The sequence below is a fragment of the Leisingera methylohalidivorans DSM 14336 genome, from assembly GCF_000511355.1.
Taxonomy (GTDB): Bacteria; Pseudomonadota; Alphaproteobacteria; order Rhodobacterales; family Rhodobacteraceae; genus Leisingera; species Leisingera methylohalidivorans.
The window spans coordinates 399,914-412,634 of the sequence record NC_023135.1; the positions used below are offsets into that span (position 1 = coordinate 399,914).

A 12,721-nucleotide genomic window follows, 5' to 3' on the forward strand; every position below is an offset into this window, starting at 1 on the left:
GGACAGGGCGGTCTTCTGCCCATTGCCTGTGCCTGCCAAACCGCGCTACCCATAAGAAAGTCCAACTTCAAAGCCGCCATTTATGGAGCTTTCCCCATCGAACGCTCTTTGTTCCGTTTCATCTGGAAGTACTCGAAGCGCGACCAGCTGGTGCTGTTGCTGGTCACGGCCTGCCTGTTCCCGCTTCTTTACCTGACGCTGGAGCTGCCGAAACGGATCATCAACGATGCGATCGGTGCTGAGACCTCCACCATAACCCTGCTGGGTCAGAGCTTTGATCAGCTGACGTTCCTGTGGATTCTTTGCGGCGGATTTCTGGTGTCGGTGCTATGCCACGGCCTGCTGAAAATGCGCATCAACACCATGAAGGGGGTGCTGGCCGAGCGAATGCTGCGCCGCTTCCGCTATCAGCTGATCGCCCGGGTGCTGCGCTTTCCGCAACCCTATTTTGAGCGGGTCAGCCAAGGTGAGCTGGTGTCGATGGTCACCTCCGAATCCGAGCCGATGGGCGGGCTGATGGGGGATGCGGTCAGCCAGCCGGTGCTGCAAGCGGGGCAGATGCTGACTATCCTGTTCTTCCTGTTTCTGCAGAACTTCTGGTTCGGGATGGCGGCAATTGCGCTCATTCCTCTGCAAGGCTGGCTGATCCCGATGCTGCAACGGCAGATCAACTTGTTGAACAAGAAGCGCATCAAGCAGGTTCGGGCCCTGGCCACTGAGATCGGCGAAAGCGCCGCGGGCGCCTCGACGCTCCGGATCAATGGCGGCTGGCGTTACCGGATGGCAATCATCACGGCCCGGCTGGGGCGGCTGTATGACATCCGCTTCGAGATATACCAGAAAAAATTCTTCATGAAGTTTCTCAACAACTTCATAACCCAGCTGACGCCGTTTTTCTTTTATGCTGTCGGCGGCTTTCTGGTGCTGCAGGGCAAGGTGTCGTTGGGTGCATTGGTTGCGGCGCTGGCAGCCTACAAGGATCTGGCATCACCCTGGAAGGAATTGCTGACCTACTACAACCAGACCCAGGACATGGGCTTGCGCTGGGAAGTGATCCTCGAGCGCTTTGCACCTAAGGGCATGGTGGATGAAAAGCTGCTGAGCGGCGAACCAGAGGAGCTGGAGCATTTGCGCGGCGACGTGGTTCTGGATGCGGTCAATGTGCGTGACACGGATGGCAATCCGGTACTGGAGGAGCTGAGCGCAACCTTCCCCGCAGGGCAGGTCATCGGCATAGCGGCCCCCTCCGAGGAAGACCGCCGGGCTCTGGCGGAACTGCTGACGCGGGAAATACTGCCCTCAACGGGAACGGTGACGGTGGCCGGTCAGAACCTTACCGGGCTGCACCAGGCAACGGTGGCGGCGCGGATCGGCTATGCTACCTCGCGGCCGGTTCTGTTCCAGGGATCCTTTGGCGACAATGTGATGATGCCAATGCGGCTGCGCCCCTTGGGCGCGGCCCGGGACTTGCAGCAGCTGGAGATTGCCAAACGCGCGGGCAACAGCCCGGATCCCTTTGATGCCCCCTGGCTTGATCCCAAGCTGGCTGGTTTCTCCAGCGAGGCGGAGCTGCGGAGCTGGTGGCTGCAGCTGGTCGAGGGGATCGGATCCGATACTGCTCTGTTCCGCCGCGGTATCGAGCAGTGTTTCGAAGCGCCCGACCACCCGGATCTGGCGGAGCGGCTTGTCGGGCTGCGTCCATCGGTGCGCAAGGCCATTCTGGACGCCGGTCTGGACGTGCATGTGCATTTTCTGGAACCGGAGGCATACAACCCGGCGCTGCCGGTTGCGGAAAACCTGCTGTTTGCAGCCTCGCAGCAGGCTCTGACCGGCGAGGTCTTGCATGGGCATGGGGAATTCCTCGACCAGCTCAAGCAGCTGGGTCTGGACGAAGGATTGGTGGCGCTGACTCGTGATGTGGTGGAGATGCTGCGCCAGATCTTCGGTATGGACGGCACTGGCCACCCTCTGTTCCGCAAGCTGGGATTGGATGTGGGCGCCTATGAAACGGCGCTGTCGCTGGTCGACCGGCCCGGTACTGTAAATGCGGCGGCGCTGAGCCGCGAGGAGCTGGCCCAGCTGCTGATCGTGCCTTTCACCATTTCGGCGGAACAGATCGGCCCGGCATTTGAAGAGACAATGAAAGAGCGGATCCTGGGCTTCCGCCGCAGTCATGGGCAGCGCTTGCTAGAGGCATTGGGCGCCGGCTTTGTTCCATTTGCAGAAGAGGCCATCGCACCCACTCTGACGGTTCTGGAAAACGCTTTGTTTGGCAAGATATCGGATGCAGCCGGAGCCAAGGGCGATGAGGTGCGCAAACTTGTCTCAGAACTGATGGTGCGTGAAGGCTTGCGTAATCAGGTGGTGGAACTGATCTTTGACATGCCGATTGCGGTGGGCGGGCAGGGGCTGGCCGCCAGTTTTGCCGAGCCGCTGGCCTTTTGCCGGGCCACAATCAAGAAACCGGATATCCTGATCCTTGATTCCGCGATGGCAAGCTATGATTTTGAAACCCGCGTCGCGGTGCATAAGAACCTGCGAAAGCTTTTGCCCGGAACCACGCTGATCTACCTTGCCCCCAGCTTTCAGAGCCCGGATGTGTTTGACGTCTTCTTTGAACTGCGCCAGGGCCGTCTGGTCAGCGACGAGGCCCAGGTCGTGGCGGCAGGCGATGGGGCGGCGAGCCAGGATCTTGCTAGGAAGCTCAGGGCGCTGGAACAGACTGAACTGTTCTCAGGCCTGAACCGGCGCCAGTTGCGCCTCCTGGCATTCGGCGCCCGCTGGTATGATGCCGCAGCGGGAGAGGTTGTGTTTCTCAAGGATGATAAAGCGTCGGACGGGGCGTATATGATCCTTGAAGGCGAGGCAGAGCTTTACTTGCCGCAACCGGGCGGTGAGGACCGGCTGATTACCACGGTTGGCCCTGGGAGGCTGGTGGGGGAGCTGGGGCTGATCCGCCATGAACCCCGGGCGCTGAGCATGATCGCGGCGACCGATCTCAACTGCTTGCGGATTGGCGAGGAAGAATTTCTGGCAGTGGTGGAAAATGACGCCTCCACCGCCTTCAAGCTTTTGCAAGTGGTGGCGGGCTACGTCTCCAATTAATCCAGACTTTGAGACAGGGAAAAATAACATGAAACTTCTGCGGTACCGCGCGGGCGGAGAAGTACGGCCGGGCCTTTTGGACAGCGCAGGCGCAGTCCGGGATTTGTCCGCGCATCTGCCGGACATTACCGGTGCGGTGCTGGGGGACGAAACCTTTTCCCGGCTGGCAGTGCTGGATCCGGTGGAGCTGCCGCTGGTGGAAGGAAATCCGGAGCTGGCGCCTTGTGTCGGGCAGACGGGGAAGTTTCTTGGCATCGGCCTTAACTACACCGATCACGCGGAAGAGATGGGCATGGCGCTGCCAGAGCATCCAATTCTTTTCCTCAAGGCGACGTCTTCCATTTGCGGACCGGACGATGACGTGATTCTGCCGCGCGGCGCAGTGGCGGCGGATTGGGAGGTCGAGCTGGGCGTGGTGATCGGCACTGCCGCCAAATATGTCTCCGAAGACGATGCGCTGAACCATGTGGCGGGGTATTGCGTGGTCAACGATGTGTCCGAGCGCGACTATCAGACCAAGCTGACCGGCCAGTGGACCAAGGGCAAAAGCTGCGATACCTTCGGGCCAATCGGCCCCTGGCTGGTGACGCGGGACGAAGTGCCGGACCCGCAGAGCCTGTGGCTGACCTGTGATGTGAACGGCACGCGGCGGCAGACTGGAACCACGGCCACGATGGTGTTCACCGTGGCACAGATCATCTCGCATCTGAGCCAGCTGATGACCCTGCATCCGGGCGATGTGATCGCGACCGGCACACCGCCGGGCGTCGGTATGGGGTGCAAACCGCAACCGGTCTATCTGCAGCCCGGCGATGTGATGCGGCTGGAGATCGAAGGGCTGGGAGTGCAGACGCAAACGGTCCGGTCTGACGATTGACAATCTGCAGGCGGGGTCTCCCGCCCGTTCCGGCGCCTTCGCGGAATGCGCCTCCCCGGTTGGGCGTGGCGCTGCGCCATGCGCAGCGCGGTCCTGCTTGCAGCAACGCTGGAATAGAACCTGAAGAACGCGCCGGGCCGCCAGCGTCTATGGGAAAAAGCGGTCAAGCGCTGCTGCAGAACTGCCTGTACAGCAAGGCTATCAATTGCTGCGTGTTGCCATCAGTCAGGCAATAAAAAACCGTCTTGCCTTCCCGCCGCGTGGCAACCAGACCATCTTCACGCAGCCGGGCGAGCATTTGGCTGACTGCGCCCTGGCGCATATTCAACAGGGCTTCCAGCGCCCCCACGGACTTCTCTCCGGTGCCAAGATGGCAAAGGATCATCAGCCGCCCTTCATGGGCAGGCAGTATGCGGAATCCTGGAAGGTGGTATGCCGCATACTGCCTCTATTTTTCCGGTCAAGTTACTCAGGATCTGCAATCTCAATCCATGATCGGCGGAGAGCCACCGGCAAAGGCGTTGCCATTTGAATAATCACAGGGCGCGTCTTGCATGTTAAGGTGCAGGTCAGTTCCGTTGAACGGATGGGCGCGGGCGAGCTCTTCGTCCACTTCGATGCCCAGGCCGGGTGCGCTGGGCGCGGTAACGTAGCCGTTCTCTGCGCGTATAGATCCCTTGATCAGCTGATCGTGGAAGGGGGTTTCGATCGTTTCCAGCAGCAGGATGTTCGGGATTGAGGCGGCGAGGTGGATGTTGGCCGCCCATTCCACCGGTCCTGCATAAAGATGCGGCGCCATCTGTGCATTGAACACTTCTGCAATGGCCGCGACCTTTTTCATTTCCCAGATCCCGCCGGCACGGCCCAGGGCCGGCTGCAGGATCTCGGCGGCACCAGCCCGCAGCACTGCAGCAAATTCTGCCTTTGTGGTCATGCGTTCGCCTGTGGCCACAGGAATGCGCAGGTTGCGGGCAACCCGGGCCATGTCTGCGATATTGTCAGGCGGGGTAGGCTCCTCGAACCAGAGCGGGGAATAGGGTTCAATTGCCTGGCCCAGGCGGATGGCACCGGCGGTGCTGAACTGGCCGTGGGTGCCGAACAGCAGGTCTGCCTTATCGCCCACGGCTTCGCGGATCGCCTTGCAGAACGCCACCGACAAGGAGATGTCCGACATCGCAGGCATATGCCCGCCGCGCATCGTATAGGGGCCGGCGGGATCGAATTTCAGCGCGGTGAAGCCTTCGCGCACCTTTTGTGCTGCGGCCTCGGCAGCCATATCAGGCGAGGTCCAGAACGGCATGATGTCCTGATGCGGCAGCGGGTAGAGGTAAGTATAGGCACGGATGCGGTCATTCATCCGCCCGCCAAGCAACGCATGCACCGGCCGTCCGCGGTCCTTTCCGAGGATGTCCCAGCAGGCGATCTCCAGCCCCGAGAACGCACCCATCACTGTGAGGTCCGGGCGCTGTGTAAACCCCGAGGAATATGCGCGGCGGAACATCAGTTCGATGTTTTCCGGGTTCTCACCGGCCATGTGGCGCTCGAATACGTCGCGGATCACATGGGTCATCGCATCAGGACCCACGGATGACGCGTAGCATTCGCCCCAGCCGGCGATGCCGGTGTCCGTGGTGACTTTCACCAGAATCCAATAGCGCCCGCCCCAGCCAGACGCAGGCGGGGCGGTTACGATGATATCCAGATCTTGCAGTTTCATGGTCTAGCTTTCCGAAGCCTTGGAAAAGGCGGCCAATTCCTTGTCGATTTCATCAATCGCAGCCCTTGTGCTGAAGAAGGACAGGCCCGGCGCATCCATGCTGTCCATGCAAACCTCGATATCGATTTGCACCCTGGCTCCGTCAAAGGCGCCGTCGATCTGCCAGCGGCGGGTGTCGTCCATGTTCATGCCAGGCAGGGCATCCGCGATGGCGGCGGTGAATTCCGCAGGCAGCCCGAACCGGGGATTATTGGAGAGCCGCGTCAGAAAGGGGGCGACCTCGCCGGTAGCGAACCCGGCCGAGGTCTCCGAGGTGACCGGCGGCGCCTTAGGGGTCTCTGGTTTGAAGAGATCGGTCAGAAATTTCAGCACGTTCTGCGCTCCGCATTGAATGTGTCAGCCGAAAACAATCACATTGCGTTTGGCAGAACCAGTCTTGGTATCGGCGATGGCCTCGTTGATCTGCTCTAAGGACCAGCGCGCAGAAATCAGTTCGTCCAGTTTCAAGCGGCCCTGCTGGTAGAGATCCACCATCCACGGGATATCTCGCTGGATCACCACGTCCCCCATCTTGGAGCCGATCAGCCCTTGGCCCACCGCCGCCAGAACCACAGGCTCATAGCTGGCCTTGGCGCCGGAATGCGGCATGCCGATCAGCACCGCCTTGCCGCCGCGCGCCAGATAACGGGGGGCCTGTTCATAGGCCGGAATGGCGCCAACGGTGATCAGCACCGCATCAGCACCGCGGCCGCCAAGCGCCTTGAATGCGGCTTTCCATGGCTTTTCTTCAGTGGCGAGCACCCCGTGGGTGGCGCCGAACTCCTTGGCAATCGCCAGTTTCTCCGGGCTCATATCCACCGCAACGATGCGGCGGGCGCCGGCGATGCGGGCGCCCTGGATGGCGTTAAGGCCGACACCGCCTGCACCGATCACCACCACATCCTGACCCGCACGCAGCTGCGCCGCGTTGACCACCGCACCCACCCCGGTGATCACCCCGCAGGAAACCAGCGCCGCGGCATCCTTGCCCATGTCTCCCGGGATTTTCACGATCTGTCGCTGGTCCACCACCACCTTCTCGGCAAAGGCGCCGCAAGCCATGGCCTGATCCAGCGGTTTGCCGTCCGCGGTTTTCAGCGGGCCGCTCATGGTGTCATGGGGTGTTTCACAGATCACCGGCCTGCCGCCGGCGCAGGAGGGGCAGGTGCCGCAGCTGCGGATCAGGGTGACTACAACCGAGTCGCCCTCGGCAAACCCCTGCACGCCGCTGCCGGTACTGGTGATCACTCCGGCGGCCTCATGCCCGTAGACTGCCGGCAGATGCCCGCCCCAGGCGCCCTCGGCATAGGAAATATCACTGTGGCAGATTGCTACTGCGTCCAGTGTGACCTCAACCTCGCCCATCCCGGGCGGTGCCAGCTGCACCTGCTCGATCACAAGCGGCGCGCCGAATTCATGGCAGACGGCGGCTTTGATGGTTTGCATGGTCTCTCTCCCCGTTTTCAGGCAGCGTGGCGCGGCGGCCGGGCTGCATCAAGCCGGAATGCGGCAGGCCGAAGGCGCAATTACGCTACGGAAGGCTTGCTGCGCAGGAACACCGCGCAGCCGATTGCCATCAGAAGCAGCGCCAGCAGGAACGGCGCACCTGGCAGGTAGAGGCCAGCACCTTCGCCGGTAAAGCGGGCAAATACCGCTGTCATCATCAGCGGCGACAGGATCATCGCCAGCGCATTGACGGCGGTCAGCACGCCTTGCAGTTCGCCCTGCTGGTTGTCCTCTACCGCTTGTGCCATCATTCCTTGCAGTGCGGGCTGGACAACCGCCCCAAGGGCCGAGACCGGGATCAGCAGCATCGCAAGAGTGCCGCTGGAGATGAATGCGAGAATGCCGAAGGCGGTAAAGTCGAACAGCTGGCCCCAGATCACCGTCCGGCGCTCTCCGAACCAAGTCACCGTGTAGCGCAGCAGCCAGCCCTGCACCAAAGCCATCGAGATACCGTAAACCGCCAGCGACAGCCCGATCACCTGCGGCTGCCAGCTGAAGCGCTCCAGCGTGAAATAGGCCCAGATCGCGGGATAGACGTAGATGGCAACAGAATAGAGGAAATAGACCCACAGCAGCGGCTTGATGCCGGGAATGCGCCCGACCGCGTGGAAGGCGCCAAACGGGTTGGCGCGGCGCCATTCAAATGGGCGGCGGTTCTTGTCCTGCACCGTTTCGCCCATCACAAACCAGCCGAGAGCGAAATTTCCCAGCACGAGAACGGCAGCGGCATAGAACGGTGCCCGGGTACCCAATTCGCCCAGCAGCCCGCCCATCAGCGGACCCAGCACAAATCCGGCACCAAAGGCCGCACCCAGCAGGCCGAAATTGGCGGCCTTCTTTTGCGGCGGCGAGATGTCGGCGATATAGGCGCCTGCCGTCGAATGGGTGGCGGCGGTGATGCCGCCCAGGATACGGCCCAGGAGCAGAAGCCACATGGTGCCGGCAAGGGCCATGATCAGGTAATCCAACGCCATCACAAACAGCGAGACCAGCAGCACCGGCCTGCGTCCCACCGCGTCGGACAGACTGCCGAGGATCGGGCTGAACAGGAATTGCATTACTGCAAAAACAGTGCTGAGCACACCGCCCCAGACTGCTGCCTGCGCCAGCGACCCGCCCTGAACCCCGGTTATCAGGCCCGGCATCACCGGCATGATCAGCCCGATGCCCATGGCATCGATCATCACGGTCGCCAGGACAAAGACGAGGGACAGGCGGCTTTGGCGTGTTGCCCTGCCACCATCGTCCTTTCTTGCTGACAGCGCAGGCAATCCTGCTCTCCTTGACGGTTTCTATTCGCCGCCCAGTTCTCCTGCCTTTTTGGCAAATTGCAAGGCGTCCCACGGAGCCCGGCCCATCTGTTGCGACGCATCAAACAGCGCTGCCGCATCAAGATCCGGGTACTCCCGCGCCACCAGATCCTGCAGCGGGGTTTGAGTGGACTGCGCCTCCTGGCACAGCGTTTTGACGGCTGCCTGGGCATCGGGCCGGGGCATATCTGCGGCGAGGGCGAAACTTAGTGCCTCGGCGTGGATCATGCCCAGCCCGTCCGACAACGCGGATGCCATGGCCGCCGCATTGGGTGCGAGACCAGCGCAGAGCGCCCTGCCGGTCTTTGCGGCACTGGCTGCGCCCAGCACGATTTGGGGCAGGCACATCCATTCGGTGAACCAGGCCGCTCCGTCACGCTGATGCTGCTGCATCGAAGCACCCTGCAGCACAGAAAACAGGCCAATGCCCTGACGCGCCAGTGCCGTCAGAACCGAAGGCGCAACCGGGTTCTGTTTCTGCGGCATGGTCGAGGAGGCGCCGGCACCGCCCAGCAAAATCTCCCCGACGCCGCTTTGCGCCAGCGCGGTGCAGTCCTCTCCCAGCTTGCCGAATGCCAGCGTCACCCGCACCAGCCAATCTGCAATCCGCAGGAACGGGGTGCGGTCAGTGTGCCAGCTGCGTCCGGGATCACCCAGCGCCAGTCCCTTGGCCATGGCCGCGCGCACTTCCGCCGCTTGCGGCCCCAAGGCAGATGATGTTCCGGCAGCGCCCGCCAGAGACACCAGCAGGCAGCTCTGGCGCAAGCCGGGCAGTTCCTCGAGCAATCCCAGCAGCGGCGCGCCCCAGCCCGCCGCTACCGCGCCAAAACTGGTGGGGGTGGCGTGCTGGCCATAAGTGCGCGCTGCCATCGGCAGCTCCGCATGTGTTTTCGAAAATGTGCCAAGGGCTTTCACACTTGCAGACAAATCCGTTTCCACCAGCGCCAGCACCTGGCGCAACCGCAGCATAAGCGCGCTGTCCATGATGTCTTGAGAAGTGGCGCCCCAATGCACGTACTGCGCATGTTCCGGCGCTTTCATCTCGTCGCGGAACGCGGCCACCAGCCCTGGCACCGGCACGCCGTTCTGTCCTGTGGGCCGCTTCAGAACACCGGGATCGATGGCGATTTCCACCACGGCCCGGCTGATTGCGGCGGCGCTCTCCTGCGGGATAACCCCGGCCGCGCCTTGCGCCTTGGCCAGCGCGCCTTCCACCAGCAGCATGGCACGCACCTCTGCGCTGTCGGAGAACAGGCGGCTGGCTTCGCCGCTGCCGAAGAGATCACCGTAAACCTGGCTGTCAAAGACAGAACCTGCCATCAGAAGTCCTTTGCGATGTGCCCGATCAGATCCGCGAGACCCTTGGGATCTGCAAAGAAGGGCGAATGGGATGTCTGCATTTCATAGACCCGATGCGGCGGAAGCTGTGCTGCCATTTGCACCTGGTATTCCGGCGGGATCACCCGGTCGCTTGTACAGCGGATATAGGCCTTGGGCACCCCATCGAACCGCTCAGTCAGCTGGATCGGTGTGTCCTGAGGCCGGATTGGCTGAAGGCAGAGGTTCTGCATGGCAAAGCGAACGGCCTCCTCCGGGCAATCGTGATAAAATAAATCCGGTGCGGTATCAGGCAGGAAGCTGTAGCCAGTGCCGGCCGGGTTCTTGGCCGTCGCTCCCGTCAGCGTCTGCCGCGGCCCGGCTTTGCGCATATCGATCAGGGAACTGCCGCTGACCGGGATGTAGGCGCAGAGATAGATCAAACCGCGCAGCTTCTCCGGGGCGGCCTCCGCAGCGGCAGAAATCGGAAAGCCGCCCCAGGAATGGCCCAGCACGATGGTGTCCGGGGTGGAGGCCGCTGCGATGGCATCAGCTGTTTCTGCCAGCGTGACGCCTGCCGGATCCCGGCCGTCGCCATGGCCGGGCAGGGTGATCGTGTGCGCTGTATGGCCGCCGGCCTTCAGTGCCGGGACAACATCACGCCAGCACCAGGCGCCGTGGCAGGATCCATGGATCAGAAGAACCTCAGCCAATATGCCCGGTCTCCTGCAGGAAGGCGGTCAGGCGCTCTGCGTATTCCACCGGCTGCTCGACGCAGGGGATATGGCCAGCGCGGCGGATCAGGTGGAACCGGCTGCCGGGGATCAGATCGACCGTCTCGCGCACCAGATCGGGCGGGGTGGCGCCGTCCTCAGAGCCCGCGATACCCAGGCACGGCAGCCGCAGCCCGCTGGTTGGAGTATAGAAATCGGTTCCGGCAATTGCCGCGCAGCAGCCGGCATAGCCATCGCGGGACTGCTGCACCAGCATGTTGCGCCAAAGCTGCAGCTGGGGCGTGGCCCGGAAAGTTCTGGAGAACCAGCGCTCCATCACGGCATCGGCCAGCGCCTCCACCCCCTGCGCTTGCACCGTCTGCACGCGGTCCTTCCACATCTTTGCAGTGCCGATCTTGGCGGCGGTGTTGGAGAGCACCAGCGCCCGGATCTGGTCCAGCCGCTTCACTGCCAGCCCCTGTGCGATCATGCCGCCGATCGACAGCCCCACAAACATGCAATCCCGCACCTGCAGATGATCCAGCAGCCGTTCTGCGTCGCGCACCAGCGCGCCCATCGAATAAGGCGCCGGCGGGCAGGACGACAACCCATGGCCGCGCTTGTCATATCGGATGATGCGCAGACCCGCGGGCAAGCGCTCCACTACCGCATCCCAGACCCTCAGGTCCGTGCCCAGCGAATTGGCAAAAACGATGGGCGCGCCATCCGCGTCTCCGTCAATGCGGTAGTGAAGCTGGACATCGCCCAGGTCTGCGATCTGCATGGAGCGCCTCTTGTTTGTTCCACCGCACTCTACCTGCGCCGGGGCGACGAGGTAAACCAGCCGCCTGCCGCGGGCGGGGAAATTTTCCTGGGTAAGAAAATTGGCCGGAAAATTGGGATTTTCCGGTGCCCTTCAGCCGTGCAGCTCAATGTGGGCCATGATCTGCCCGTGATCGGAGGCCAGCTTGTTGTAAGGCGCCTCAGGGTGGCTGCCGTCGGTCAGATGGTCGTTGAACACGCTGTAGTACTGCATCCCCCCCAGCGCGCCGCTCCAGGCAGGGTCGAAATGGCGCGACATGTAGATCTGGTCGATGCTCTCATGCACTCCGTTAAAGGCAGTGGTGTAGACCACATCGCGCAGGCTTTTCTTCAGGAACATCTTCTCGGCCGAACGCAGCCGCACCCGGTCGATGGCTTCGCGGATCTGAGTGTCCTCTTTCTCGCTGTAGCGGTCGCCGCCGTGCCGGGCATCGTGGCGCAGCATCCAGGCGTAATTCTTGAAGGGGGCCTCGCCCGAGATGATTTCACTGCTGACAGCGTGTTCGCCGTCATTGAAATCCCCCAAAACCATCACCGGGCGGCCCTGTTCCAATTCGTCCAGAATCGCACGGCGCAGCACCCAAGCCTCTCCCATCCGCCGCAATGCCGCGCGCAAGGATCCCAAGGCACGGCCTGCAGCGTCATATGCCGTCAGCACGGTTTCCGGCGCGTAATCCGCGCCCTGCGGTGTGACGTACTCGCCCAGCTTCGATTTCAGGTGGCAGTTGAAAACGGTGATGACCTGTCCTCCCACAGGAACGCGGACCTTTAAGATCGGCCTCGACAGGCGGCGCAGGGTATAAAAACCGGCTTCCTCTTCCTCACCCAGGCAGGCCATGGGAATGTCCAGCGGCTGTGCCAGATCCTGGATCACTTCTGCCTCTCCTTCAAAGCCGAACCGGGACAGCACCGCGAGACCGGGACGCCGTTGTCCAGGCTCGCCGGTGTCATTGACGTTCGCAGCGAAAGCCAGCGCTGCCTCGTCATAAGAACCATATGCCAGCTTCTGAAAAATCGCCTTGCGGTGATAGCGCTTGGACGGGTCGGGAATGCTGGCTGCATTGGCCTCCGCTCCGCGGCGGTCCGCTTCGGCAATCACCTGGCGCAGCGGGGCCTCCTCAAAGATCTCTTGGAAACCCACGATATCCGCGTTCAGCGTCAGTAGCTGGTCAGCCATCCAATCCGCCTTCCACGCATATTCCTCGGGCGTGTAGCTTTGAAATCGGTAATATTCCCGCTCCGGTCCGATCAGATTTTTGACGTTGAACGAGGCGATGGTGAAACGTGTCATGAACGGCCCCCTTGCCAGCCGTAC

Annotated in this window: 11 protein-coding genes; 2 read left to right on the forward strand and 9 right to left on the reverse strand. The window is 62.2% G+C overall.

The genetic code is table 11. The annotated features are described in order from the left end of the window. Positions 1 to 108: 108 nt before the first annotated feature. Both METH_RS02040 and METH_RS02045 read left to right on the forward strand, forming a co-directional pair. On the forward strand, positions 109 to 3,105 hold the full coding sequence (locus METH_RS02040) for a cyclic nucleotide-binding domain-containing protein (protein ID WP_024088737.1): 2,997 nt from the start codon (positions 109 to 111) through the stop codon (positions 3,103 to 3,105). Between the two features lie 28 nt (positions 3,106 to 3,133). Next, a complete protein-coding gene (locus tag METH_RS02045) occupies positions 3,134 to 3,982 on the forward strand; it encodes a fumarylacetoacetate hydrolase family protein (RefSeq protein WP_024088738.1) in 849 nt (282 codons plus the stop codon). A 163-nt stretch (positions 3,983 to 4,145) separates the two neighbouring features. Here METH_RS02045 and METH_RS02050 read toward each other — a convergent pair whose 3' ends face one another. The 9 genes from METH_RS02050 to METH_RS02090 all read right to left on the reverse strand — a co-directional run bounded on the left by METH_RS02050 (position 4,146) and on the right by METH_RS02090 (position 12,697). Then, positions 4,146 to 4,394 carry an ArsR/SmtB family transcription factor gene (locus METH_RS02050; RefSeq protein WP_052348651.1) on the reverse strand — a complete coding sequence of 83 codons (249 nt, stop codon included), beginning with the start codon at positions 4,392 to 4,394 and terminating at the stop codon, positions 4,146 to 4,148. A 72-nt stretch (positions 4,395 to 4,466) separates the two neighbouring features. Then, positions 4,467 to 5,699 carry a mandelate racemase/muconate lactonizing enzyme family protein gene (locus tag METH_RS02055; protein WP_024088740.1) on the reverse strand — a complete coding sequence of 411 codons (1,233 nt, stop codon included), beginning with the start codon at positions 5,697 to 5,699 and terminating at the stop codon, positions 4,467 to 4,469. 3 nt (positions 5,700 to 5,702) lie between these two features. Next, a complete protein-coding gene (locus METH_RS02060; RefSeq protein ID WP_024088741.1) occupies positions 5,703 to 6,071 on the reverse strand; it encodes a hypothetical protein in 369 nt (122 codons plus the stop codon). A 24-nt stretch (positions 6,072 to 6,095) separates the two neighbouring features. Next, positions 6,096 to 7,184, reverse strand: coding sequence for a Zn-dependent alcohol dehydrogenase (locus METH_RS02065; protein WP_024088742.1), 1,089 nt, complete (start codon positions 7,182 to 7,184; stop codon positions 6,096 to 6,098). A gap of 80 nt (positions 7,185 to 7,264) precedes the next feature. Next, a complete protein-coding gene (locus METH_RS02070; protein WP_052348652.1) occupies positions 7,265 to 8,428 on the reverse strand; it encodes a TCR/Tet family MFS transporter in 1,164 nt (387 codons plus the stop codon). A gap of 108 nt (positions 8,429 to 8,536) precedes the next feature. Further along, positions 8,537 to 9,874, reverse strand: a complete 1,338-nt coding sequence (locus METH_RS02075) for a lyase family protein (RefSeq protein ID WP_024088744.1) — start codon at positions 9,872 to 9,874, stop codon at positions 8,537 to 8,539. Continuing rightward, positions 9,874 to 10,584, reverse strand: coding sequence for an alpha/beta fold hydrolase (locus METH_RS02080; RefSeq protein WP_024088745.1), 711 nt, complete (start codon positions 10,582 to 10,584; stop codon positions 9,874 to 9,876). The genes METH_RS02075 and METH_RS02080 overlap by 1 nt, the downstream gene beginning before the upstream one ends. Next, positions 10,577 to 11,368, reverse strand: coding sequence for a 3-oxoadipate enol-lactonase (gene pcaD, locus METH_RS02085; protein WP_024088746.1), 792 nt, complete (start codon positions 11,366 to 11,368; stop codon positions 10,577 to 10,579). The genes METH_RS02080 and pcaD overlap by 8 nt, the downstream gene beginning before the upstream one ends. Positions 11,369 to 11,500: 132 nt before the next feature. After that, the gene (locus tag METH_RS02090; protein ID WP_024088747.1) at positions 11,501 to 12,697 is read right to left on the reverse strand and encodes an endonuclease/exonuclease/phosphatase family protein; all 1,197 of its coding nucleotides are present in this window, start codon (positions 12,695 to 12,697) and stop codon (positions 11,501 to 11,503) included. Positions 12,698 to 12,721: the final 24 nt, after the last annotated feature.

Excerpts from the sequence above, each read along its gene's own strand:
- METH_RS02045 (WP_024088738.1), top strand. The coding sequence starts at position 3,134 with ATGAAACTTCTGCGGTACCGCGCGGGCGGAGAAGTACGGCCGGGCCTT.
- METH_RS02055 (WP_024088740.1), bottom strand. The coding sequence starts at position 5,699 with ATGAAACTGCAAGATCTGGATATCATCGTAACCGCCCCGCCTGCGTCT.
- METH_RS02065 (WP_024088742.1), bottom strand. The coding sequence starts at position 7,184 with ATGCAAACCATCAAAGCCGCCGTCTGCCATGAATTCGGCGCGCCGCTT.
- METH_RS02070 (WP_052348652.1), bottom strand. The coding sequence starts at position 8,428 with ATGATCGATGCCATGGGCATCGGGCTGATCATGCCGGTGATGCCGGGC.
- METH_RS02075 (WP_024088744.1), bottom strand. The coding sequence starts at position 9,874 with ATGGCAGGTTCTGTCTTTGACAGCCAGGTTTACGGTGATCTCTTCGGC.
- pcaD (WP_024088746.1), bottom strand. The coding sequence starts at position 11,368 with ATGCAGATCGCAGACCTGGGCGATGTCCAGCTTCACTACCGCATTGAC.
- METH_RS02090 (WP_024088747.1), bottom strand. The coding sequence starts at position 12,697 with ATGACACGTTTCACCATCGCCTCGTTCAACGTCAAAAATCTGATCGGA.